The organism is Micromonospora sp. R77 (assembly GCF_022747945.1).
Taxonomy (GTDB): domain Bacteria; phylum Actinomycetota; class Actinomycetes; order Mycobacteriales; family Micromonosporaceae; genus Micromonospora.
The window spans coordinates 4,178,803-4,202,424 of record NZ_JALDST010000001.1 but is presented as its reverse complement, the minus strand read 5'-3'; the positions used below and the strand labels follow the sequence as shown (position 1 = coordinate 4,202,424).

Below are 23,622 nucleotides of genomic sequence, written 5' to 3'. Positions count from 1 at the left end.
TCATGCCTGCTCGCCTTGGGTACGGCCAGTGCGGGTACCGCCGCGGAGACTGGCAGGATTGTCGCGTGCCCGAGCCGAGGTGGACCGTGGTGGTGCCGGTGAAGCGCCTCGAGGTGGCCAAGAGCCGCCTGCGGGGCGCGCTGCCCGGCGTACCCCACGCGGAGCTGGCGCTGGCCCTGGCGGCCGACACGGTCCGCGCGGTGCGGGCCTGCCCGGCGGTGGCCGAGGTCCTGGTGGTGACCGACGACCCCCGGATGGGCGCCCAGCTGCGCGCGGCCGGCGCGCGGACCGTGCCGGACGCCCCGGACGCCGGGCTCAACGCGGCCTTCCGGCACGGCGCCGCGGTCGCCGGGCCGCACGTCCCGGTCGCCGCGCTCACCGCCGACCTGCCGGCGCTGCGCCCGGTCGAGCTGGCCGCGGCGCTGCGGACCGCCGCCGCCGGCCCCGGGGTACGCCGGTTCGTGGCCGACGCCCCGGGCAGCGGCACCGTGCTGCTCACGACGCCGGCCGGGGTGCCCCTGGAGCCCCGGTTCGGGGTGGGCTCGGCCGCCGCCCACGCGGCGAGCGGGGCGCTGTCGCTGGACGACGCCTGGCCGACCCTGCGCCGGGACGTGGACACCGCCGCCGACCTCGCCGACGCCGCTCTGCTCGGCCTCGGCCCGCGCACCGCCGCGCTGGTCACCACCCGCGCCGCCCGCACCGCCGGCTGACCCACCCGGTGTACGGTGCTGGCATGCAGGGCACCGTGGCGACCTTCGACGCGTCGACCCGCAGCGGCGTGCTGCTCCTCGACGACGGCACCGAACTGGCCTTCCCGGCCCGCGCGTTCGACGCCTCCGGACTGCGGCTGCTCCGGCTCGGCCAGCGGCTCCGGGTGGACCGGGACGGCACCGGCGAGGTCGTCCGGGTGACATTGCCGACGATGGCGTGAACAACCTGCCCCGAGTTCATTTTCCGTTCACCCGGATCGGGGAATCATGAGGTGGTGAGCACCCCTCGCGAGCACCCCGAGACCCCGCCGCGCCTCGACCCGGCTCCGCCCCGCAACGGCGCCCGGACCCGGGGCACCGACGGCCGGTTCCGTCCGGTTCGTCCCCCGGAGGAGAGTGCTGCCGCCGCGCCGGACCTGGCGGCGGCGTCCGCCGGCCTGGAGGAGGTCCTCGACCCGGTGGAGAGCCCGGGCCGCCCGGCGGAGGCCGAGCCGGCGGAGTCGGCGGCGGAGCCGCTGCCCGAGGACCGGTTCCTCAACCGGGAGCTCTCCTGGCTCGACTTCAACTCCCGGGTGCTGGCCCTGGCCGAGGACCAGCGCACCCCGCTGCTGGAGCGGGCCAAGTTCCTCGCCATCTTCGCCAGCAACCTCGACGAGTTCTACATGGTGCGGGTCGCCGGGCTGAAGCGCCGCCTCTCCGCCGGGCTGCCGGTACGCGGCGGGGACCGGCTGCCGCTGCGCACCCAACTGGAGCTGATCTCCGAACGGACCGCCGAGCTGGTCTCCCGGCACGCCACCTGCTTCGTCGACGACGTGCTGCCGAAGCTGGCCGCCGAGGACATCCGGATCCTGCGCTGGAGCGAACTCGACGACCCGGAACGGGAACGGCTGCGCACCTGGTTCCGGGAACACATCTTCCCCGTGCTCACCCCGCTCGCGGTGGACCCGGCGCACCCCTTCCCGTACATCTCGGGGCGGTCGCTCAACCTGGCCGTCGCGGTCCGCGACCCGGACGGCGGCTCGGAGCTCTTCGCCCGGGTCAAGGTGCCCAACAACGTGCCGCGTTTCGTCCGGGTGGCGCGGGACTCCCCCGGCGTCCGGTTCCTGCCCGTCGAGGACCTCATCTCGGTGCACCTCGGCCAACTCTTCTCCGGCATGCAGGTGGTCGAGTGCCACCTGTTCCGGGTCACCCGCAACGCCGAGGTCGAGGTCGACGAGGACCGCGACGAGGACCTGCTCCAGGCCCTCGAACGGGAGCTGGCCCGCCGCCGGTTCGGCCCGCCGGTACGCCTGGAGGTCGCCGCCTCCATCTCCGACCACATGCTGGAGCTGCTGGTCCGCGAGCTCGACATGGACGACCAGGACGTGCTGCGGGTGCGCGGCCTGCTCGACCTCTCCGCGCTCTGGCAGGTGTACGGCGAGGCGGACCGCCCCGACCTGAAGGACCCGCCGTTCGTGCCGGCCACCCATCCCCGGCTCGCCGAGGGTGAGGTGCCGCGCAGCGTCTTCGCCACCCTGCGGGACGGGGACGTGCTGGTGCACCACCCGTACCACTCGTTCGCGACCAGCGTGCAGCGCTTCATCGAGCAGGCCGCCGCCGACCCGGACGTGCTGGCCATCAAGCAGACGCTCTACCGCACCAGCGGCGACTCCCCGATCGTCGACGCGCTGGTCGACGCCGCCGCCGCCGGCAAGCAGGTGGTGGTGCTGGTGGAGGTGAAGGCCCGCTTCGACGAGGTGGCCAACATCGGCTGGGCCCGCACCCTGGAACGCGCCGGCTGCCACGTCGTGTACGGCCTGGTCGGCCTGAAGACGCACTGCAAGACCGCCCTGGTGGTACGCCAGGAGGGCAACCAGATCCGCCGCTACTGCCACATCGGCACCGGCAACTACCACCCGAAGACCGCCCGGCTCTATGAGGACTTCGGCATGCTCACCGCCGACCCGGAGATCGGCGCCGACCTGACCGACCTGTTCAACGTGCTCACCGGCTACAGCCGGCAGACCGCGTACCGGCGGCTGCTGGTGGCCCCGCAGGGCATCCGCAGCGGCCTGGTCGAACGGATCGAACGGGAGATCGCGCACGTCCGGCTGGGCATGCCCGGCCTCGTCCAGTTCAAGGTGAACTCGCTGGTCGACGAGGAGGTCACCGACGCGCTCTACCGTGCGTCGCGGGCCGGCGTGCACGTCGACCTGTTGATCCGGGGCATGTGCACGCTGCGGCCCGGGGTGCCGGGCCTGTCGGAGAACATCCGGGTCCGTTCGATCCTCGGCCGGTTCCTGGAGCACTCGCGGATCTTCCGGTTCGGCAACAACGGCGACGCCGAGTTCTGGATGGGCTCGGCCGACCTGATGCACCGCAACCTGGACCGACGGGTGGAGGCGCTGGTGCAGGTGAGCGACCCGGTGGCCCGCGCCGAGCTGGACCACGTGCTGACCACCGCGATGAGCCCCGAGGTAGACGCGTTCGAGCTGGCCGGGGACGGCAGCTGGACCCGGCGTACCGGTGCCGACGGGGTGCCGCTGACCGACCTGCAGGAGCTGCTGCTGCGCCGGGTCGGCGGGACGGCGGGTTGACCGGCGTGACGGGTCCGGGCGGGGTGGCCGGGCTTACGGTGGGCGGATGACGGACGACGAGCCGGTGGGCATCCGGGCGGCGGGCGGGGTGGCCTGGCGGCCGGGGGCCCGGGGGGTCGAGGTCTGCCTCGTGCACCGCCCCCGCTACGGCGACTGGTCGCTGCCGAAGGGCAAGCTCGAACGGGGTGAGCATCCGCTGCTCGCGGCGGTCCGCGAGATCGCCGAGGAGAGCGACGTACGGGCGGTGCCGCAGGTCCGCCTGCCCACCGTCCACTACCGCAGCGAGGGCCGCCCGAAGACCGTCGACTACTGGTCGATGCGGGCGGTGGGCGCGGGCGGCTTCCAGCCCGGCACCGAGGTCGACGACGTCCGCTGGCTCCCCGTCGACGACGCCGTACGCCTGGTCAGCTATCCGCACGACGCCGAGGTGCTGCGCGCCTTCGCCGCCCTGCCCGAGGTGACCGCCGTGCTGGCGGTGGTCCGGCACGCGCACGCCGGCCTGGTCAGTCCGGACACCGGCCGCCCGCTGGACGCCGCCGGCCGGACATGACGACTTCCGCCCTGGCCCCGCTGGTGGCCCTGGTCCGCCCGGTACGCCTGCTCTCCGCCTCGGCCCGCCGCTGCGTGCAGACCACGACCCGGCCGCCGCCCTGCTGGACCTCCCGATCGAGGTGGTCGGCGACTTCGACGAGCCGAAGCCCGGCCAGCAGCCGGAGGAGTGCGCGCTGGCCGCCGCCGCCCGCCTCGCCGAGCTGGCCGCCGCCGGCGCACCGGTCGCCGTGTGCAGCCAGGGCAAGGTGCTCCCCGGCGCGCTGGAACGCCTCACCGGCCGCGCCGACGAGGACTTCACCACCCCCAAGGGCGGCGGCTGGCTCCTCGCCTTCACCACCGACCGTCTCCTGGCCGCCGACCGCCTCTGATCGGCCGGCCGGCGCCGGGTGGCGCAGGAACCCCGGTCGACGTCGGGCCGGCGGCAATTTCGGCCGCGGCGCTGTCGGACCGTGCCGCAATGTCGGCCGGGGCGGCGGGGCGGGCGGGTGGTTCAGGGCAGGGTGAGGGTGACCGCGACCGGGAGGTGGTCGCTGGCGGTGCCGGGCGGGGCCGTGGCGTCGGTGGCGGTGACGCCGGGTGAGACGAGGACGTGGTCGATCTGCTCGCGGGGCCGGTCGGCGGGGCTGGTCCGGCAACGGGCGGGCCGCCACCAGCGCGTCGGCCAGCCCGGCGGCGGTGAACTCGCCGAACGCCGGGTCACCCGGTTCGGTGTTCAGGTCGCCGGCCAGCACCAGCGGAGCGCCGGCCGCGTACCAGGCCGAAGGCGGCGACCTCGCGGGCCTGGATGCCGGTCCCCGGCCCGGCGGTGGTTGCAGGTGGGTGGCGACCACCGCGAGCCGCGTACCGCCGCCGAGGTCGAGCGTCACGCCGAGGCCTGCGCCCGGTGGGCTGCCGAGCGCGGCAACGGCCAGGTCCGACCGGTGCCGGACGGGCCAGCGGCTGAGCACCGCGTCGCCCCAGACCGGGTCGGCGGCGAGGCGAAGACGTACCGCATGCGCAGCCGCCGCCCAGCCAGCAGGGCGAGCGTGTCGTGGCCGCCGTTGAGCAGCCAGCCCCGGTCCACCTCGCTGAGCACCACCACGTCCGGCCTGGTGCGGGTGAGCGCGCGATGCAGGCCGGCCAGGTCGAGCCGCCCGTCCAGCCCGAAGCCCATCCGGATGTTGTACGCCACCACCCGCACGCTCGGCGGCGGCCCGTCGCCGGGCGGCGGCACGGCCGGCCGGTGCAGCCACCCGGTCGCGCCGGTCACCAGCACCACCGACACGACCAGCCAGTCCCGGGCGGGTGCCGGCACAGCCTTCTCCGGCCCCCCGACGGCCGGCAGGGCGACGTTCTCCGCCCCTCGGACGGCCGCCAGGGCGACGAACAGGGCCGCTCCCACCGGCACCCACCCGTTGGGATAGCCGAGGTCGTAGGCGGCGTAGTAGGCCACCGCACCGACCGCGAAGAGGAGCATCCCGCCGACGGCCGCGTAGCCCCGCCGCAGCGAACGCGACCTGCGGGCTGCGCCCCGACGCTGCGGCCGGCCGCCAGGCTGTGCCGGGTGCTCCGCCGGCCGGGGTGTCCGGTCAGGCGCAGGCAGCCGCCGAGACCGGCGGCAGTGGGCACGAAGGCCGGTACCAGCCAGGCCGGGCGGTCGGTGGCGAAGAGGACCGCACCGGCCACCAGCGCGGCCGGCCAGAGCAACCGGGCGGCCCGACCGCCGGCCGGCCCGGAGAGGCCCAGCAGGAACAGTCCGACGGCGAGCGCCAGCAGCACCGACAGCGCCCTCCGGGGTAGACCCAGCCCCGGCAGCGCGGAGCGAGCCGTGCGGTAGGACAGCGCGGCGTCCCACACCGCCGGGGCGAGCGCCACCTGCCCGGCCAGCAGCAGGGCCGGACCGGCCGACAGCCACGCGCAGACCCCACCGCCACCCACCGGCACGGCGGCGGGAACAGGCGCACCGACACGTCGCGGCGCACCGGCGTCGGCAGTCGCGGACCGGACCGGGCCGTCCGCTGCGCCCACCAGGCCCGGCGGGGCAAGGAGCCGGTCGGCAGGACCGGCGAGGCGAGACCCGGTCGGCGTGGGCGCGAGCGCCGCGACCGACCAGGAAGACCACCACCAGCAGGGCACTCAGCGTCAGGCGACGCTGCGCCGCCGCACCGGACCAGGTCCTCGGTGCCGAACAGGGCGGCCCCGGCGGCGGCGAACAGCCCGCCGCCCAGCCCCGGTACCGAGGCGGTCGGTACCGGCGGCGGTGGCGGCGAGCCAGGCCAAGCCGGCCAGCAGGCCGGCGCAGGCAATGAAACTGGGCCCGGCCGCCGGGTGCGGCGGTGAGGGACAACCGCGCCCCGGCCAGGACCACCGCCGCGGCCAGGCCGACCGGGCGGGCACCGAGCCGGTGTACGACGGGCGGGACGGCGAGGGCGAGCAGGAACCAGCCGAGCGCGAACGCCCCCATCAGCTCGGCCGGCGTCGAGGCGGCCTGCCCGAAGATGGTGATGATCGACGGCAGCCAGACCCGCAGCACGTCCACCAGGAGCACGACGCCCACGGCGAGGGTTGCCGTGGACAGGTGACGGTGGCGCACGGGCGCCCTCTCCTCCCCGACCCGAGGGGTGGGTCGGCACGGCGATTCTGCGCGCGGCCCGGCTCGCCGGTCAACCGTCCGTCCCGGCGGACCAGCGGGCCGGCGGCCGTACGCGACGAAGGGCGCCCACCCCACGCGGGTGGACGCCCTTCGAGGGCCGGGACGCCTCAGCGCTTGGTGGCTGCCTTCTTGGCCGGGGCCTTCTTCGCCGGCGCCTTCTTGGCCGCCGTGCTCTTCGTCGTGGTGCTCTTGGCCGCGGTGGTCTTCTTCGCCGCGGCGCTCTTCGTGGCGGCGGTGGTCTTCTTCGCCGCCGTGGTCTTGGTGGCCGCCGCGCTCTTCTTGGCCGGAGCCGCCTTCTTGGTGGCGGCCGTGGTCTTGGTGGCCTTGGCGGGTGCGGCCTTCTTGCTCGCCGCGGCGGTGGTCTTCTTCGCCGCCGTGGCCTTCGCGCCGGTCGCCTTCGCGCCGGTCGCCTTCGCGCCGGTCGCCTTGGCACCAGTGGCCTTGGCACCGGTCGCCTTCGCCCCCGTCGCCTTGGCGCCGGTGGCCTTCGTGCCGGTCGCCTTGGCGCCGGTGGCCTTGGCACCGGTGGCGGCCGCGGTGGTCTTCTTCGCGGCTGCCGCGACCTTCGGCGGTTTGCCGCTGGCCACCATCTCCTTGAATCCGGCACCCGGGCGGAACGTCGGGACGGAGGTCTTCTTGACCTTCACCGCCTCGCCGGTCCGCGGGTTACGGGCTGTTCGGGCACCCCGGACACGCTTTTCGAACGCTCCGAATCCGGTGATCGCCACCTTCTCGCCCTTGGTGACCGCCGCCTGGACCTCAGCGAGGACCGCGTCGAGCGCGGCCGTCGCCGTCTTCCGGTCCCCCAGGCGAACGGCGAGCGCCTCGATGAGCTCGGCCTTGTTCACGACTTCCTCCCGATTGTGCAACTGACTCGACGCGAGCCATTCTGCGCGCACGGTATGCCCTGTGCTGCCTGGACACAAACATTCGGTCGAAAAAAGCCCTTGTGTCGTAACGGATTCGCCCCCACCGGCCGGGCCGGTGGGGGCGAAAACCGATGTACGCCTCGGGCGTACGGCTATGCGACGGAAGGCAGGAACGACGGTCGGGTCACCTCGAAGGCACTGATCTCGGCCTCGTGCCGGAGGGTGAGTCCAATGTCATCCAAGCCTTCCATCAACCGCCAGCGGCTGTGGTCGTCGAGCGGGAACGCCCAGGTCGACTCCCCGACCCGAACCTCGCGGGCGGCCAGGTCGACGGTCACCGCAGTGGTCGGGTCGGCCTCGATCCGGTCCCAGATCTCCTCGACCGCTTTCAATTCCAGCTCGACCGGGAGCAACCCTTCCTTGAGGGCGTTGCCCCGGAAGATGTCACCGAAGCGGGGCGAGATCACCGCGCGGAAGCCCCAGTCGCGCAGCGCCCAGACGGCGTGCTCCCGGGACGAGCCGGTGCCGAACTCCGGGCCTGCCACGAGAATCGACGCACCGGAATGAACGGGATCGTTGAGCACGAATGACGGGTCCTCCCGCCACGCGTTGAAGAGCCCGTCCGCGAAACCGGTCCGGGTCACCCGCTTGAGGTACACGGCGGGGATGATCTGATCGGTGTCCACGTTGGAACGGCGCAGCGGCACCGCGGTGCCGGTGTGAACGGTGAACTTGTCCATCGGGAGCAGCTCTGCCCTTCTACAGGTCGGCGGGGGCGGCCAGCCGGCCGGCCACGGCGGTGGCGGCGGCGACCGGCGGGGACACCAGGTGGGTACGCCCACCCCGGCCCTGGCGGCCCTCGAAGTTGCGGTTGGAGGTGGAGGCCGAGCGCTGACCGGGCTGCAACGTGTCCGGGTTCATGCCCAGACACATGGAGCAGCCGGCGAAGCGCCACTCGGCGCCCGCGTCGGCGAAGACCTTGTCCAGCCCCTCCGCCTCGGCCGCCTCGCGCACCTGGGCGGATCCGGGCACCACCAGCATCCGTACGCCGTCGGCGACCCGGTGGCCGCGCAGCACGTCGGCGGCGGCCCGCAGGTCCTCCAGCCGGCCGTTGGTGCAGGAGCCGACGAAGACCACGTCGACGGCGAGGTCCCGCAGCGGCGTACCGGGGGTGAGGTCCATGTACTCCAGGGCGCGCCGGGCGGCGGTCTGCTCGGCCTCGGTCACGAACTCCTCCGGGTCCGGCACCGCCGCGTCCAGCGGGGCACCCTGGCCGGGGTTGGTGCCCCAGGTGACGAAGGGGGTGATCCGGCTCGCCTCCAGGGTCACCTCGGCGTCGAAGGTCGCGCCGTCGTCGGTGGGCAGCGTCCGCCAGTACTCCAGCGCCGCGTCCCAGTCGGCGCCCTGCGGCGCGTTCGGCCGCCCCTTCAGGTACGCGAAGGTGGTCTCGTCCGGCGCGATCATGCCGGCCTTGGCGCCCCACTCGATGGACATGTTGGCGATGGTCATCCGCCCCTCCATGGAGAGGTTCCGGATCGCCTCGCCCCGGTACTCCACGATGTGGCCGCGCCCGCCGCCGGTGCCCACCTGGGCGATCAGGGCGAGCACCAGGTCCTTGGCGGTGACGCCCGGGGCCAGCTCGCCGACCACGTTCACCGCCATGGTCCGCGGGCGGGTCTGCGGCAGGGTCTGGGTGGCCAGCACGTGCTCGACCTCGCTGGTGCCGATGCCGAACGCGAGGGCGCCGAACGCGCCGTGGGTGGCGGTGTGCGAGTCGCCGCAGACGATGGTCATGCCGGGCTGGGTGAGGCCGAGCTGCGGGCCGATGACGTGCACGATGCCCTGGTTCTCGTCGCCCAGCGGGTGCAGCCGTACGCCGAACTCGGCGCAGTTGCGGCGCAGCGTCTCGATCTGGGTGCGGGAGGTGGGGTCCGCGATGGTGAGCAGGTCGCCGCGCCGGGAGCGGAACGCGGGGTCGGCGTACCCGGTCGGGGTGTTGTGGTCCTCGGTCGCGATCGTCAGGTCGGTACGACGGACCCGGCGGCCGGCCAGCCGGAGGCCGTCGAAGGCCTGCGGGCTGGTGACCTCGTGCAGCAGGTGCAGGTCGATGAAGAGCAGATCCGGCTCCCCCTCGGCGGACCGGACCACGTGTGCGTCCCAGACCTTCTCGGCCAGGGTCCTCGGTTGAGTGACTCCCACCATCTGGACATCCTAAATTCTGGGAGGTAAATTTCGGCTTGTGGGACACAGTATGAGCGGTGTCGGCGTTCTCGACAAGGCGGTGGTCATCCTGGCCGCCTGTGTCGACGGCGCCAGCCTGGCCGAACTCGTTGAACGCACCAAGCTGCCCCGGGCCACCGCGCACCGGCTGGCACAGGCGCTGGAGATACACCGGATGCTGGTCCGGGACACCCAGGGGCGCTGGCGCCCCGGGCCCCGGCTCGGTGAGCTGGCCAACGCCGCGCCGGACGTGCTGCTGACCGCGGCCGAGCCGCTGCTCGCGGCGCTGCGCGACGCCACCGGGGAGAGCGCCCAGCTCTACCTGCGCCGGGCCGACGAACGGATCTGCGTGGCCGCCGCCGAGCGGGCCAGCGGCCTGCGGGACACCGTGCCGGTGGGCTCGGTGCTGCCGATGACGGCGGGCTCCGCCGCGCAGATCCTGCTCGCCTGGGAGCCGCCCGAGGCGGTGATGCCGCTGCTGCCCCGCTCCAAGTTCACCGGCCGCACCCTCGCCGAGGTACGCCGCCGAGGCTGGGCGCAGAGCGTCGCCGAGCGCGAGGCCGGTGTGGCGAGCGTCTCGGCGCCGATCCGGGACCGCACCGGTCGGGTCATCGCCGCGATCAGCATCTCCGGCCCGATCGAGCGCCTCGGCCGCCGCCCCGGCGAACGTCACGCCATGGCCGTCGTCCGCGCCGGCCAACGCCTCTCCGGCCTCTGACCCCCTCCTTCCCTCCTTCCCTGCTGACCCCCGCCACCCGCCCCGGCCGCGTTGATCAAGAGGTTTGCGTCGTGGATCCGCCTTCCGACGACGCAAACCTCTTGCTCGTCGCCCGCTCGGCCCGCTGCGGGGCGGGTGGGGCGGGGCTCAGCGGGGGGCCGGGCGGTAACGCGCCAACGGGGCGTGAGTGGAACGCCATGGCTGTCACGCGCGGAGCGCGTGGGGCGCGGAGCGCGTAGGAAGGCGAACGGCCCGTCTCGCGGGGCGAGACGGGCCGTTCGAGCTGTAGCCCCGACCGGATTCGAACCGGCGCTACCGCCTTGAGAGGGCGGCGTCCTGGGCCGCTAGACGACGGGGCCAGGCACTTTTCCTGCTTCACCGCCCTGACGAGCGGTGCCGCAGTAGTCTAGCGGCACGGTACGCCCCGCCCACGACGGGGTCCCCGCAACCGCGGGCCCACCCGCCCAGGGCCGCACCGACACGGGCCGGGACCGAACCACCGGACACCGCCGGACCGAACCACCTGGCACCGGGCCGGGACACCGGACACCGGGCTGGGCTGGGCTGGGACGGCTGGCCGGGCCGGGACCTGGACACCGGACACCGGACCCGTGAGACCGGCCCCGTGAGACCGGAACAGCGGCACGGGGACAAGCGGTAGCGGAACAGCGGCGCCGGGACACGAAGAAGCCCGTCCCACCGAGGTGGAACGGGCTGTCAGCGCTGTAGCCCCGACCGGATTCGAACCGGCGCTACCGCCTTGAGAGGGCGGCGTCCTGGGCCGCTAGACGACGGGGCCAGAACTTTGTGCTTCCTCACTCTGGTGGTGAGGAAGCTGCACTCTATCAGAGCTCACCCCTCGCCCCCGAGGGGACGGAGTGGGACTCGTCAGAATCCAGCGTCCGGGGTTCTCACGAACCCGCAGTTGCGCTGGGGTACCAGGACTCGAACCTAGACTAACTGAACCAGAATCAGTCGGGCTGCCAATTACCCCATACCCCATTGGCCCCTTGCGGCGCCGGGAATGAACTTTACCCTCCCGGTGCCGACAGGCCAAATCCAACCCCCCGAACCGCCTCTGACCAGCGAAAACGGGGCGTCGTACGGGTCAGGAGACCGGAACCACCGGGTTGCTGAGTTCGCCGATCCCCTCGATCCGCACGGTGACCGTATCCCCCTCCGTCAGCGGGCTAACCCCCGCCGGCGTGCCGGTCAGCACCACGTCGCCGGGGAGCAGCGTCATCACGTGGGAGATGTACGACACCAGGCCCGCGACGTCGAAGACCATGTCCTTCGTCCGGCCGAGCTGGCGTACCTCCATCTCCTCCGGGTTGCGACCCACCTCACAGCGGATCTCCAGGTCGGAGACGTCCAGGCCGGTGGTGATCCACGGGCCGATCGGGCAGAACGAGTCGAAGCCCTTGGCCCGGGTCCACTGGCCGTCGGAGCGCTGGAGGTCCCGGGCGGTCACGTCGTTGGCGCAGGTGTAGCCGAAGATGGCCCGCTCGGCGGCGGCCCGGTCGGCCCGGCGCGCGCCCGGCGCGCCGATCACCACGGCCAGCTCGGCCTCGTGCTCCACCTGCTTGGAGAAGATCGGCAGCCGGATCGCGTCCCGGGGGCCGATCACCGAGGTGGAGGGCTTGAGGAAGAGCAGCGGCTCCTTGGGCACCTCGCTGCCGTGCTCGGCGGCGTGCTCGGCATAGTTGCGCCCGACGCAGACCACCTTGCTGGGCAGGATCGGGGAGAGCAGCCGCACGTCGGAGAGCGCCCAGCGGGCACCGGAGAACTGGATCTGTCCGAACGGGTGGCCCTCGATCTCGGCGATGGTCAGGCCCTGCGGCCCGGCCTCCGGCTCGCCCTCGACGACCCCGAACGACATTCCCTTGGCATGAGCAAAACGAGCGATACGCACCCGGCCAATCTATCCCCGACCCCGGGTCACCCACGGCACCCGGCGACGCGCGGCACATCCGCGAGGCGGAGCACAGCACACGCCACCGCGAGACACTCCACCGCGAGGTGGGGCGCAGCATAGGCCGTCGCGACATGGCGGGGGCGGGAATGCGGACTTCGTACCCGCACGGCGGGGCCGGCCCCATAGCTTCGGGTCCGGAGGTGCGTTCGTATGCCTGCATCGAGACGACACCACAGGGCCCTCGCGGTGCTCGTGAACTGCCTGGGCGTCCTCGCCGCCGTGCCGGCGCTGCCCGGTCCGGCGCCCGAGGCGGCGTCCGCGCACCCGGCAGCCCGACGGCGTCCGTGCACCCGGCAGCCGCCGGGACCGCGCCGGCCGCGCCGTCCGGCATGCCGGCCGCCCCACCGGCGGTGCCGACGAGCAGCCCGCCGCCGCTGCGTCCGGCACCGTCGCCGGTGACCGTGGCGGTGGCCCCGGCCGGCACCCCGGCGCCGGCCTACCGGATCAACGTCCGCAACACCGGGGACACGCCGGTGGACACCATGGTCCGGCAGGAACTCCGCCCGGGTCGTCGGCCACCACGGTCACCGCCGGTGGCCGGACCAGCCGCCCCGCCGGTGCCGCCACCGCGGGCGAGGTGACCTGGCGGCTGAAGCTGCCGGCGCACAGCAGCACCACGCTGCACACCGCGCTGCGTGCCCCGGCGGACCGACCGGCCACCGCGCCCGCCTGCGCGTACGGCACCGACGGCACCCGCCCGTACGACTGCGGCACCGCGACCTGGCAGGCGGCGGCCGTACCCGTGGCGCAGGAGACGGCCACCCCGGTGTGGCGTCGCCCACCGGTGCTCTTCGCGGCCCTCGCCGCCCTCCTGGTGGTCGGTGGCGGCGTGCTGTGGTGGTGGCGGCAGCGCCGTGGTTCCGGTGGCCCGGCGCGGCCCGGCACGACGACCATGGCCGGTGGGGCCGGCGTCCCGCCGGGAGGTGGGACGGTCTATCCGCGCCCGGCGATGCCGGCGCCCGGCGTACGGCGCCGTACCCCGTCGGTCTGGCTGGTGGTCCCGGTGGCGGCGGCGGTGCTCGCCGGGGTGGTGGGCGCGGCGGCCTGGACGGCCACCCAGCGGGTCGCCGCGATCGACACCGCGAAGCAGCCGACCAGCGGCGCGTGGCAGGGGCAGAGCGTGACCGGCGGGCTCGGCGTGCCGCTGCGCGAGTCGGCGTTCGAGTTCACCGTCTACCGGGTCGCCTGCGACACCGCGTCGGGCACGACCGGAGCGACGGGCACGACCGGAGCTACGGGCACGACCGGGGCGGCCGGCGGCCGGCAGTGCCAGGCCACCGTGGGCGTGCGGAACCTCACGCCGGAGGAGCAGACCTGGCACGGCCAGCTGCAGCGGGCGTACCTGCCGGGTGGCAACTGGGTCAGCACCGACGAGGACGCCACCCGGCTGGCGAACCTGGGTCGGGACGTCTTCGCCCAGCCGGTCGCCGCAGGCACCCGGGTGGTGCTCCCGCTGGTCTTCAGCACGGGCAGCACCCCACCCAGACAGTTGGAGCTGCGCAGCGGGGTCTTCTCCGCCGGGGTGCGGGTGGACGTGCCCTGACCGGTCGGCGGGCGGCGGTCGTACCCTGGGGTCCGTGACCGCCGCCCTCGCCCCCGCCGCCCTCGACCGGGCCGACTGGCAGGCCCGGCGGCGGGCCCACGAGCAGCGGGTGGACGCCTGGCTCGACCCGCACCTGGCCCGCCGCCGCACCGGGGCGAAGCACCCGGTGGAGGACTTCCTCTTCACCTACTACTCGCACCGCCCGGCCCAGCTGCGCCGCTGGCATCCGGGTGCCGGCGTCGCGCTGCGCGACGCCGACCCGGCGGAGTTCGGCCGCGACTACCGCGCCGGCCCCGCCGGTCTCACCGTCGACACCGATCGCGTACGCGCGCGGCGCGCCGAGTCGCTCGACTGGATCCGCCGGCTGCTCGCCGCGACCGCCGGCCGCCCCGCCCACCTCGGCTGCTTCGGGATGCACGAGTGGGCGATGGTCTACCGCCAGACCCAGCAGGAGGTACGCCACAACGCCTGGCCGCTGCGGCTGAGCCCGGACGAGACGGCGGCGGTGGTGCAGGAGCGCGGGGTGCGGTGCAGCCACTTCGACGCGTTCCGCTTCTTCACCGCGCCGGCCCGGCCGCTGAACCTGCTCGCCCCGACGAGGGAGAGTCAGCACGAGCTGGAGCAGCCGGGCTGTCTGCACGCCAACATGGATCTCTACAAGTGGGCGTACAAGCTCTCGCCGCTGGTGCCGTCGGAGCTGGTCGCCGACTGTTTCGCGCTGGCCCGGGAGATCCGCACGCTGGACATGCGGGCCAGCCCCTACGACCTGGCCGACCTGGGCTACCCGCCGGTGCGGGTGGAGACCCCGGAGGGTCGGGCCGAGTACGCCGCCGCGCAGCGCGGCTTCGCCGAGCGGGCCGCGCCGTTGCGGGCCCGCCTGCTCGCCGCGATCGACTGACCGCCCGGTAGCGGGCCGAGGACGTGCGTCCGCCGGCGGCAAGGCAGCCCCGCCTGCTCCCGGCACGCGTCGCGCCGGCCGGCGGGGTGGTGCTGGTCGAGGTCGGCGTCAGGCTGCGCGGCGCGGGCCCGGTGGTCGCCCCGGCTTCAGTCGCCGTCGACCCGGCGGTCGCGTTTGCGCTGGGACTGCCGCTTCTTCTCGGCCAGCCGGCGTTCCTTGGCGCCCCGGGACGGGCGGGTGGGGCGGCGTGACCGGGGCGGTGGGGCGAACGCCTCGCGCAGCAGCGCGGTCATCCGCTCCCGGGCGGCCTCCCGGTTGGCCAGCTGCGCCCGGTGTTCGCTGGCGGCGATGGTGAGCACCCCGTCGACCAGCCGGCCGGCCAGCCGTTCCAGCGCGCGGGCGCGCAGTGCCTCCGGCACGCTGGGCGAACGGGCCAGGTCGAAGCTCAGCTCGACGCGCGAGTCGGTGGTGTTGACGCCCTGGCCACCCGGGCCGGACGAGCGGGAGAAGCGTTCCCGCAGCTCCGCCCCGGGGACCAGCACCCGCTCGCTGACCCGCAGTCCGTCGTCCACCCCACGAGGCTAGCGCCCGACCCGGTGGACCGGGGTGGCGGTCACCGTGGGCGTGGGCGTCGGCGCGGGGCCGGCCCGCTCCTCGTCGGAGCCGGCCGCCGCGTAGGCCGCCGCGCCGACCAGCAGCAGGGCGATCACGCCCAGCTTGGTGACCACGGCCCGGATCGCCAGCCAGGCGGTGCGCCGGGCACCCGGAACGGTCTTCTTGGCCGCCGTGTAGTCGGTCCAGCCGCGCCGTGCGCGGGCGTACGCCGCGCCGACCCCGCATCCGATGATCAGGCCCACCACCAGGAGGGCCGCGATGACAGCTTGCTCCACCCACGCCAGTATCCATACTCAGCGTAATATTTCCATGGCCCGATGGTCCCACGCCGGATATCCGACACTTTTCCCGTTCGGACGTTGACAGCGCGGCGACTTTCCACAGGTCAGGGCCGCGGGGCCGGTCAGCCGCCCCGGCCGATGATGGTGTCGGCGGTCTGCTGGACCTGGTCGATGGGGATGGCGAACCCGATCCCGATCGAGCCGCTGCCGTCGATGGTGGCGATGGCGGTGTTCACCCCGACCACCTCGCCGCGCGCGTTGACCAGCGGTCCGCCCGAGTTGCCGGGGTTGATGGAGGCATCCGTCTGGACCGCGGTGTGCCGCCCCGAGCCGATCCGGACCTGCCGGTTGAGCGCGCTGACGATGCCGGCGGTGACCGTGCCGGAGAGCCCCAGCGGCGAGCCGACCGCGAGCACCGGCTCACCCACCCGGGTCGAGTTCGGCTTGGCCAGCGGCAGCGCCGCCAGCCCCGCCGTGGCGGGCACCTTGAGCACCGCCAGGTCGCTGGCCGGCTCCCGGCCCACCACCTCGGCGGTGAACCGCCGGCCGTCCGGCATCTCCACGGTCACCGGTCCCGCACCGCCCCGGGCCAGGATGTGGTCGTTGGTGACGATGTGCTGCTCGTTGTCGATGGCGAACCCGGAGCCGCTGGCGGACGCCCCGGACGCGCCGCCGACCAGCACCGACACCACGCCGGGCACGGTCTTCCCGGCCGCGGTCACCAGCTCCGCCGGGACCGGCGCGGCCGACGCCGCGGCCGGCCCGGGCCCGTCCCGCCCGGCGACCCAACTGCCGGCCGCCGCGCCGGAGAGGGTGGAGAGGGCCACCACCGCGGCGGCGGCCAGCAGCCGGCCGCGCCAGCCGCGTGGCCCGGCGGCCCGCTCCGATCCGGGTACGTCCCACCGCCCGCGTCCGTCCGGGTCCAGCTCGGGCGAGATGAACCAGGGACCGCGCGGCTCGCCCAGTCCGGTCTGCACTGCCATACGTGGCTCCTTCTCGGGTGGGTGCTGCGGGTCAGGGCAGCCGGGAGAACCAGCGCAGGGAGCCGGCCGCCGCGCCCATCGCGAGCACCAGTCCCAGGCCGATGAAGCGGGCCGAGATGTCCTGCCGTTCCTTGCGGTAGCCGACCGAGGAGCCGATGTCCTCGTAGACGGCGCGCAACTCCGCGCTGGTGGACGCCGAGTGGAAGCCGCCGCCGGTCTCCTCGGCGACCGCCTTGAGGGTCTGCCCGTCCACCGGCACCTGGATCGCCCGCCCGCCCCGGTCGACGGTGCCGGACGGGGTGCCGAACGAGATGGTGTGCACCGGGACCTTCACGGCGACGGCCTGCGCCGCCGCCTCCATCGGGTCCATCCCGGAGGTGTTCGCCCCGTCCGAGAGGATGATGATCCGGGCCGGCGGCGGGTTCTTGGCCGCCGTGCTGTCCAGGCTCTTCACCGCGCCCAGCGAGGTGCTGATCGCCTCGCCGATGGCGGTGCCCTGCACGCCGGTGATGCCCTCGTCGAGCCGCTCGATGCCCTCGTGCAACGCCTCCCGGTCGGTCGACGGCGGCACCACCACCGCCGCGCTGCCGGCGAAGGCGACCAGGCCGACGTTGAACTCGTCCGGCAGCCCGTCGGCGAACCGGCGGGCGGCGTGCTTGGCGGCGGTCAGCCGGTCCGGGTCGACGTCCCCGGCGAGCATCGAGGTGGAGACGTCGACGGCGACCATCACGGTGGCCCGTTCCCGGGGCACCCGCACCTCGGCGCTGGGCCGGGCGAAGCCGACCACCAGCAGGGCGAGCATGGCCAGGAAGAGTCCGGCCGGGACGTGCCGCCGCCAGGCCGGGCGGCGCGGGGCGACCCGGTCCAGCAACCGCAGGTTGGTGAAGCGGACGGCGTACCGGCTCTGCCGGCGCTGCATCGCCAGATAGCCGACGACCAGGGCGGCCACGCCAAGCAACAGCCACAGTCGGGCGGGTGACTCCCAGGTCATCCGACACCTCCCCGGGCGGCGGCCGGCGCGGCGGCCAGCCGGCGTTGGGCGTGCACGTGCCGGACGATGTCCGCGCTCCAGTCCCGGTCGGTACGCAGGCCCAGGTGGGCGGCCCCGGACCGGCGCAACGCGCGGCGCACCTGGTCGCGCTGGGCGGTGGCCGCCGCCGCGTAGCGCTCCCGCAGGGCCCGGTCGCCGGTCCACACCTCGCGTCGCCGGCCGGTCTCCGGGTCGACCAGGGTGATCAGGCCGACGTCCGGCAGTTCCAGCTCACGCGGGTCGGTCACCTCGACGGCGAGGACCTGGTGGCGGGCGGCGAGCCGGCGCAGCCCGGCCTCCCACGGCGCGGTGCCCGCCGGGTCGTCCGGCAGCCCGTCGAGGAAGTCGGAGACCAGCACGACCAGGCCGCGCCGGGTGGCCATCCGCTGCACGCCGTCGATGCCGTCGGTGAGCGTGGGCGGTGCCAGTGGGGCGGTGTCCGGGTGGTCGTACCCGCCGGTGCGGGGCGCGGTGAGCAGGGCCCGCAACAGCCCCAGCAGGTGGGTACGCCCGCTGCGGGCCGGGAACCGGCGCAGCCCGCTCGGGCCGAGCAGCTGCCCGCCGAGCCGGTTGCCGACCCCGGCGGTGAGGAAGCCGACCGCCGCCACGGCGGCCACCGCGAGTTCGCGTTTGTCCAGTGTGGCGGTGCCGTACTCCATGCTCGGGCTGGTGTCCACCAGCAGCCAGGTGGTCAGCTCCCGGTCGGCGTCGACCTCCCGGACGTGCGGGACGGTGGTGCGGGCGGTGACCGCCCAGTCCATCCGGCGCACCTCGTCCTCGCCGGGCCGGTACTCGCGGCTGCCGGCGATCTCACTGCCCGGTCCGGGCAGGAGGCCGTGGTGCTGCCCGTGCAGCATGCCGTTCAGCCGCCGGGTCACCGTCAGCTCCAACCGGCGCAGCCGCTGGTCGGGGGTGAGGTCGGCCAGGCCGGGCGCGTCGGCCGGGAGCGTCGGGGCCGCCCGTCTCATGCCGCCGCCAGGTCGGGCGCCGCCTCGGGGTGGCCGGCGGCGATCCGGGGCGGCGGCACCGCCTCGACCAGCCGACGCACCAGCGCCTCGGCGGAGATGCCGTCGGCCACCGCGTCGAAGGAGAGCACCAGCCGGTGCGCCAGCACGTCCACCGCGAGTTCCCGGACGTCCTCGGGCAGCACGTACTCCCGGCCCCGCAGCAGCGCCCGGGCGCGGGCGGCGGCGACCAGGCCGAGGGTGGCCCGCGGGCTCGCCCCGTACGCCAGCAGCGGCGCCAGCTCGGCCAGCCCGAACCGGCCGGGGTCCCGGGTGGCGAGGATGAGCCGGACGACGTACTCGGCGACGGCGTGGTGGACGAAGACGTGGCCCGCCCGGCGTTGGAGGTCCCGCAGTCGGGGCGGGTCGAGCACCTGGCGGGGGCTGGGCCGGTCGGCGCTCATCCGGTAGAGGATGGCCAGCTCGTCGGCGTCGCTCGGGTAGTCGACCACGATCTTCATGAGGAACCGGTCGCGTTGCGCCTCGGGGAGCTGGTAGACGCCCTCCGACTCGATCGGGTTCTGGGTGGCCAGCACCAGGAACGGGTCCGGGACCGGCCAGCTGCGGCCACCGATGGAGACCTGCCGCTCGGCCATCGCCTCCAGCAGCGCCGACTGCACCTTGGCCGGGGCCCGGTTGATCTCGTCGGCGAGCACCATGTTGGCCATGATCGGGCCCAGCTCGACGTCGAAGGTCTCGGTGGAGGCGCGGTAGATGCGGGTGCCGACGATGTCGGAGGGGACCAGGTCGGGGGTGAACTGGATCCGGGAGAAGGTGCCGCCGACAACCGTGGCGAGGGTCTGCGCGGCGAGCGTCTTCGCGACGCCGGGCACGCCCTCGAGCAGGCAGTGCCCGTCGGCGATCAGGGCGGTGAGCAGGCGGTCGACGAGCCGGTCCTGCCCGACGATCACCCGTTTGACCTCGAAGAGCGTCTGTTCCAGCGCGGCGCCGCTCGCCTCGGCGTCGGCCGGACTGGGCACGGTGACCAGGGTGTCCGAGATGTCCGTCACGGTGCTTGCTTCCCGGGCCGGTGGGCGGGCAAACGTCGGACTCCCGGCCCCAGTCGGGGCCGTAGCGCCCCTAACCGGGACGAGCGTCGCGCGGGCCCCGGAGGCAACCGGCGATCGCGGGACGACAGGAAGGCGCCGGCCCCGTCGCCGGGACCGGCGCCTTTCGTCGGGCAGGGATCAGGGGGTGAACACGGCCAGGTGGAACGGCAGGTCCGCCGGGTTGCCGGCAGAGTCGTACGTCTGCACGAAGACGCCGTTCGGGGTGGACAGCCGCGGCGCGACCGAGATCTCGCCGGCCGGCGGGATGCAGCAGTCCTGGGTGGTGCCGACGGTGGCCACGTAGGCGGCGCGGGTCAGGCTGCGGTTGAAGATGACCTCGTACTGACCGGCGCCGAACTTGGTCGCGGAGACGGCGTCCCGCGAACGCAGCAGGGTGCCGGCGCTGCTGACGACGCCGAAGGACGTGGCGCCGTTGATGAAGGACGGGCTGACCCCCTTCTTCAGCGCCGCCTTGGCCGCCGCCGCCCGGGCCGGGGTCACCGGCGGCTGGCCGGATCGTGCGGCGGCACCGGAACCGACGCCCGGCTGGCCGGTCTGGGCGGCGGGCCGGGCCGCCGTGGTGGTCTGGGCGGCGGCGATCCCGCCACCGGCCAGCGTCAGCACGAGCGCGCCGAACGTGACCGCGACCGCCCTACGGGAAATGAATTTTGCCATGACAGGTCCCCCTTTTGTTGACCGTGTCGACATGACCGACCCGCGAAATGACGAGCCAGTTTGTTCCGAGCTTTTCAGCACCGCGGACAAGCCGCCGGAACGACCACTCACCGGCTGCGGAAAATTCCTGTCTCAGAACTTTCCTCACCCGGCCTGAGCAGGCATTACGCCGATGCGCTCCGGGTCTGTGACCAGGTGGAAAGTAGCACCGGCCAAAGCGCGAGGTCAATGCCGTGGCACGGCGTTTCAGATTGTTTCAGGCCCGGCGGTAAATTGCGAAACATGAAAGCGTGACAATTCACGGACGGTGGCCGGGCGGGCCGCCGGAGGCAACGGCGGCGAGGCGGAGCCGCTACGGTGGCGACCGTGATCACGGACGACGACCGACCAGCTCCGGCGCGGCGCACCCGGGTGCGGACCTGGCTCTGCTGGCTGCTCGTCGCGCCCGGCGTGGGGTGGGCGGTCGTCCGGCTGGCGGGGCTGGAACGGGGACCGCTCGTGCAGGCGGTCGCCTTCACCCCGTACGTCGCGGTCTGGACGCTGCTGCCGCTGCTGCTGGCGCTCGCCCTGCGGCGCCGCTGGCCGGCGGCGGTCGCGGCCGGCACCGCGCTCGTGCTGATCGGCGCGGTGCTCCCCCGGGCCCTCGCCGCCGACCAACCGGCGGACACCGGGCCGGTGCTGCGGCTGCTCACCGCCAACCTGCTGAAGGGCGAGGCCGATCCGGGCACCCTCGTCGAGCTGGTCCGCGCCCGGCGGGTGGACGTGCTCACCGTGCAGGAGTTCACCCCGGGGATCGCGGCCGAGCTGGACCGGCTCGGGCTGGCCGGCCTGCTGCCCTACCGGCAGCTCAACCCGGAGGTCGGCACCACCGGCTCCGGCCTCTACGCCCGCTTCCCGATCAGCGCGCCGGGGCTACGGCGCAACCAGGGGTTCGCCTTCACCCAGGCGTACGGGACCCTCGCCGTGCCCGGCGCGCCGCCGCTGCGGGTGGAGTCGGCGCACCCGGCCGCCCCGTACGCCGTCGAGGTCGTCGACGAGTGGTGGACCGACCTGCGGGCGCAGCCGCACGCCACCCCCGACGGGCAGCTGAGCGTGCTCGCCGGGGACTTCAACGCCACCCTGGACCACGCCCCGCTGCGTGACCTGATCCGCACCGGGTACGTGGACGCCGCCGACGCGGCCGGCGCCGGGCTGACCGGCACCTGGGGCCCGTACGACGGCGACCCGATCCCGCCGGTCACCATCGACCACGTGCTGGCCGACCGCCGCATCGCCGTCCACTCGGTCGAGGTGCACCCCTTCCCGGCAGCGACCACCGCGCCGTCCTCGCCGAGCTGCGCCTCCCGCCCGCCTGACCGCCCCCCGCCCCCGCCGCCCCCGCCGCCCCCGCCGCCCCCGCCGCCCCCGCCGCCGCCCCCGCCGCCCGAGCGTCGATCATGGAGTCATGGCGCCCGATCTGCCCGGATCGGAGCTTTCGTCACCCGCCACAACTCCTTGATCGGCGCGGAGGGGGCGCCGGGCGCGGTCGAGGCCGTAGGTGAGGGCGTCGACGAGGGCGTGCCAGGACGCCTCGACCACGTTGGGGTGGACGCCGACGGTGGTCCAGTCACGGCCGGAGCCGGCCGTCTCGACCAGCACCCGGGTCACCGCGCCGGTGCCGTGGCTGCCCTCCAGGATGCGGACCTTGTAGTCGGCCAGCTCGAAGTCGCGCAGCTCCGGGTAGTGCCGGGTCAGCGCCGTGCGCAGCGCCTCGTCGAGGGCGTTGACCGGGCCGTTCCCCTCGGCGGTGGCGATCACCCGCTCGCCGCGTACCCGGATCTTGACGGTGGCCTCGGAGACCACCGCGCCGTCCTCCCGGTGCTCGACGATCACCCGGTAGGACTCCAGGGCGAACGGTCGGGCCGCCGCGCGGTCCGGCAGCTCGGCGCGGACCAGCAGCTCGAAGGAGGCGTCGGCCGCCTCGAAGGACCAGCCACCGGCCTCCAGCTCCTTGACCCGCCTGGTGACCGTGGCGAGCGCCTCCGGATGGCCGGCCAAGTCCAGACCCAGCTCGCGGCTCTTTAGCTCGATGCTGGCCCGGCCGGCCATCTCGGTCACCAGGATCCGCATGTCGTTGCCCACTACCGACGGGTCCACGTGGTTGTAGAGCAACGGGTCGACCTTGATCGCGCTCGCGTGCAGCCCCGCCTTGTGGGCGAAGGCCGCCGCCCCGGCGTACGCCTGGTGGGTGTCGGGGGCGATGTTGGCGATCTCGGCGATGGCGTGCGAGACCCGCACCATCTGTGCCAGGCAACCGTCCGGTAGGACGGGCAACCCGAGCTTGAGCTGGAGGTTGGCGACGACGGCGAAGATGTCGGCGTTGCCGGGGCGCTCGCCGTACCCGTTGGCGGTGCCCTGGACGTGCCGGACGCCGGCCTCGACGGCGGCGATGGTGTTGGCCACCGCGCAGGCGGTGTCGTTCTGGGCGTGCATGCCGAGCAGCTCCGGCGCCACGCCGGTCCGGGCGGTGACGTCGGCGATGGCGGCGGTGATCTGCGAGGGCAGCATGCCGCCGTTGGTGTCGCAGAGCACGAACCGCTCCGCGCCGGCGGCGAGGGCGGTCTCCACCACGGAGGCGGTGTACGCCGGGTCGTGCCGGTAGCCGTCGAAGAAGTGCTCGCCGTCGACGAAGACCCGGCGGCCCTCGGCCACCAGGTGGGCCACCGTGTCGTGGACCATCGCCAGGTTCTCCGCGCCGGTGGTGCGCAGCGCCCGCTCGACGTGCCGGAGGTCGGCCTTGGCGACCAGGGCGACGGCCGGGGTCTGGGCGTCGAGCAGCCCGCGCACCTGCGGGTCGGCGGCGACGGCCACGCCGGCCTTCCGGGTGGCGCCGAAGGCGACCAGGATCGCGTGCCGCAGCTGGAGTTCGGTACGCGCCCGGCGGAAGAACTCGGTGTCCTTCGGTACCGCGCCCGGCCAGCCACCCTCGATGAAGCCGACGCCGAACTCGTCGAGCAGCCGCGCCACGGCGAGCTTGTCGACCACCGAGTAGGTGAGCCCCTCGCGCTGGGCACCGTCGCGCAGCGTCGTGTCGTACACCTGGAAGGTCATCTGGATCCTCTTCTCGAACCTGCGGGGAGCTGCGGGGGCAACAAAAAGACCCCCCGCGGGATGCGGGAGGTCTGCGCGCTCGGCGAGAGGGAAGGCCGGCGCGCTAGCTGCCAATAATCAGGACGGTGCTGGTCACGATCGGTACTCTGCCACCCCGCCCCCGGTTTTGGGAGGCGGAATCCACATGCCGGGACGGTGACGC

General features: G+C 74.3%; 19 protein-coding genes, 3 tRNA genes and 3 pseudogenes. 8 read left to right on the top strand and 17 right to left on the bottom strand.

The window, feature by feature from the left end; all coding sequences use genetic code 11:
- Window positions 1-65: 65 nt before the first annotated feature.
- The 4 genes and pseudogenes from cofC (at window position 66) to MRQ36_RS19850 (ending at window position 4,206) form a co-directional block, all read left to right on the top strand.
- Entirely contained in the window at window positions 66-710 is a 645-nt protein-coding gene (gene cofC, locus MRQ36_RS19865; RefSeq protein WP_242797562.1) for a 2-phospho-L-lactate guanylyltransferase, read from the top strand.
- A gap of 23 nt (window positions 711-733) precedes the next feature.
- Window positions 734-931: a cold-shock protein gene (locus tag MRQ36_RS19860; RefSeq protein WP_242797560.1), complete on the top strand. Its 198-nt coding sequence runs from the start codon at window positions 734-736 to the stop codon at window positions 929-931.
- Window positions 932-985: 54 nt separating this feature from the next.
- Entirely contained in the window at window positions 986-3,286 is a 2,301-nt protein-coding gene (locus MRQ36_RS19855; protein WP_242797558.1) for an RNA degradosome polyphosphate kinase, read from the top strand.
- Window positions 3,287-3,332: 46 nt separating this feature from the next.
- Window positions 3,333-4,206: pseudogene (locus MRQ36_RS19850) on the top strand (NUDIX domain-containing protein).
- A 122-nt stretch (window positions 4,207-4,328) separates the two neighbouring features.
- Here the strand turns inward: MRQ36_RS19850 and MRQ36_RS19845 are convergent.
- The 5 genes from MRQ36_RS19845 to leuC form a co-directional block, all read right to left on the bottom strand.
- Complete coding sequence (locus tag MRQ36_RS19845; protein ID WP_242797556.1) at window positions 4,329-4,538, bottom strand: hypothetical protein; 210 nt, start codon at window positions 4,536-4,538, stop codon at window positions 4,329-4,331.
- A 162-nt stretch (window positions 4,539-4,700) separates the two neighbouring features.
- On the bottom strand, window positions 4,701-5,294 hold the full coding sequence (locus MRQ36_RS19840) for a hypothetical protein (RefSeq protein ID WP_242797554.1): 594 nt from the start codon (window positions 5,292-5,294) through the stop codon (window positions 4,701-4,703).
- Window positions 5,295-6,577: 1,283 nt separating this feature from the next.
- Complete coding sequence (locus MRQ36_RS19835) at window positions 6,578-7,318, bottom strand: HU family DNA-binding protein (protein ID WP_308194888.1); 741 nt, start codon at window positions 7,316-7,318, stop codon at window positions 6,578-6,580.
- 173 nt (window positions 7,319-7,491) lie between these two features.
- Window positions 7,492-8,079 carry a 3-isopropylmalate dehydratase small subunit gene (gene leuD, locus MRQ36_RS19830; protein WP_242797551.1) on the bottom strand — a complete coding sequence of 196 codons (588 nt, stop codon included), beginning with the start codon at window positions 8,077-8,079 and terminating at the stop codon, window positions 7,492-7,494.
- 19 nt (window positions 8,080-8,098) lie between these two features.
- Window positions 8,099-9,541 carry a 3-isopropylmalate dehydratase large subunit gene (leuC, locus tag MRQ36_RS19825; RefSeq protein WP_242797549.1) on the bottom strand — a complete coding sequence of 481 codons (1,443 nt, stop codon included), beginning with the start codon at window positions 9,539-9,541 and terminating at the stop codon, window positions 8,099-8,101.
- Window positions 9,542-9,590: 49 nt separating this feature from the next.
- On the opposite strand from leuC, the gene MRQ36_RS19820 reads away from it, so the two are divergent.
- Complete coding sequence (locus MRQ36_RS19820) at window positions 9,591-10,277, top strand: IclR family transcriptional regulator (protein ID WP_013284529.1); 687 nt, start codon at window positions 9,591-9,593, stop codon at window positions 10,275-10,277.
- 286 nt (window positions 10,278-10,563) lie between these two features.
- On the opposite strand, the gene MRQ36_RS19815 is transcribed toward MRQ36_RS19820, so the two are convergent.
- The 4 genes from MRQ36_RS19815 to MRQ36_RS19800 all read right to left on the bottom strand — a co-directional run bounded on the left by MRQ36_RS19815 (window position 10,564) and on the right by MRQ36_RS19800 (window position 12,189).
- Window positions 10,564-10,636, bottom strand: a tRNA-Glu gene (locus MRQ36_RS19815).
- A gap of 367 nt (window positions 10,637-11,003) precedes the next feature.
- Window positions 11,004-11,076 (bottom strand) — tRNA-Glu (locus tag MRQ36_RS19810).
- 131 nt (window positions 11,077-11,207) lie between these two features.
- Window positions 11,208-11,279 (bottom strand) — tRNA-Gln (locus MRQ36_RS19805).
- A 106-nt stretch (window positions 11,280-11,385) separates the two neighbouring features.
- Complete coding sequence (locus MRQ36_RS19800) at window positions 11,386-12,189, bottom strand: fumarylacetoacetate hydrolase family protein (RefSeq protein ID WP_242797547.1); 804 nt, start codon at window positions 12,187-12,189, stop codon at window positions 11,386-11,388.
- Between the two features lie 249 nt (window positions 12,190-12,438).
- Between MRQ36_RS19800 and MRQ36_RS19795 the strand changes: the two are divergent.
- Together MRQ36_RS19795 and MRQ36_RS19790 are read left to right on the top strand one after the other, a co-directional pair.
- Window positions 12,439-13,795: pseudogene (locus tag MRQ36_RS19795) on the top strand (hypothetical protein).
- A gap of 34 nt (window positions 13,796-13,829) precedes the next feature.
- Entirely contained in the window at window positions 13,830-14,693 is an 864-nt protein-coding gene (locus MRQ36_RS19790) for a 3-methyladenine DNA glycosylase (protein WP_242797545.1), read from the top strand.
- Window positions 14,694-14,839: 146 nt separating this feature from the next.
- On the opposite strand, the gene arfB is transcribed toward MRQ36_RS19790, so the two are convergent.
- The 7 genes from arfB to MRQ36_RS19755 all read right to left on the bottom strand — a co-directional run bounded on the left by arfB (window position 14,840) and on the right by MRQ36_RS19755 (window position 20,330).
- Entirely contained in the window at window positions 14,840-15,265 is a 426-nt protein-coding gene (gene arfB, locus MRQ36_RS19785; RefSeq protein WP_242797543.1) for an alternative ribosome rescue aminoacyl-tRNA hydrolase ArfB, read from the bottom strand.
- A gap of 9 nt (window positions 15,266-15,274) precedes the next feature.
- Complete coding sequence (locus tag MRQ36_RS19780; RefSeq protein WP_242797541.1) at window positions 15,275-15,583, bottom strand: hypothetical protein; 309 nt, start codon at window positions 15,581-15,583, stop codon at window positions 15,275-15,277.
- Between the two features lie 128 nt (window positions 15,584-15,711).
- Window positions 15,712-16,572, bottom strand: a complete 861-nt coding sequence (locus MRQ36_RS19775; protein WP_242797539.1) for a S1C family serine protease — start codon at window positions 16,570-16,572, stop codon at window positions 15,712-15,714.
- Between the two features lie 31 nt (window positions 16,573-16,603).
- Window positions 16,604-17,563, bottom strand: coding sequence for a VWA domain-containing protein (locus tag MRQ36_RS19770; RefSeq protein ID WP_242797537.1), 960 nt, complete (start codon window positions 17,561-17,563; stop codon window positions 16,604-16,606).
- The gene (locus tag MRQ36_RS19765; protein WP_242797535.1) at window positions 17,560-18,570 is read right to left on the bottom strand and encodes a DUF58 domain-containing protein; all 1,011 of its coding nucleotides are present in this window, start codon (window positions 18,568-18,570) and stop codon (window positions 17,560-17,562) included. Before MRQ36_RS19765 ends, MRQ36_RS19770 begins: the two co-directional genes overlap by 4 nt.
- A complete protein-coding gene (locus MRQ36_RS19760; protein ID WP_242797533.1) occupies window positions 18,567-19,616 on the bottom strand; it encodes a MoxR family ATPase in 1,050 nt (349 codons plus the stop codon). Before MRQ36_RS19760 ends, MRQ36_RS19765 begins: the two co-directional genes overlap by 4 nt.
- Before the next feature lie 177 nt (window positions 19,617-19,793).
- Complete coding sequence (locus MRQ36_RS19755) at window positions 19,794-20,330, bottom strand: hypothetical protein (protein ID WP_242797531.1); 537 nt, start codon at window positions 20,328-20,330, stop codon at window positions 19,794-19,796.
- A gap of 369 nt (window positions 20,331-20,699) precedes the next feature.
- Here MRQ36_RS19755 and MRQ36_RS19750 point away from each other — a divergent pair.
- Window positions 20,700-21,685: pseudogene (locus MRQ36_RS19750) on the top strand (endonuclease/exonuclease/phosphatase family protein).
- 79 nt (window positions 21,686-21,764) lie between these two features.
- Here MRQ36_RS19750 and cimA read toward each other — a convergent pair.
- Window positions 21,765-23,420 (bottom strand): citramalate synthase, encoded by a 1,656-nt coding sequence (cimA, locus tag MRQ36_RS19745; protein WP_242797530.1) that lies wholly within the window; start codon window positions 23,418-23,420, stop codon window positions 21,765-21,767.
- Window positions 23,421-23,622 lie beyond the last annotated feature (202 nt).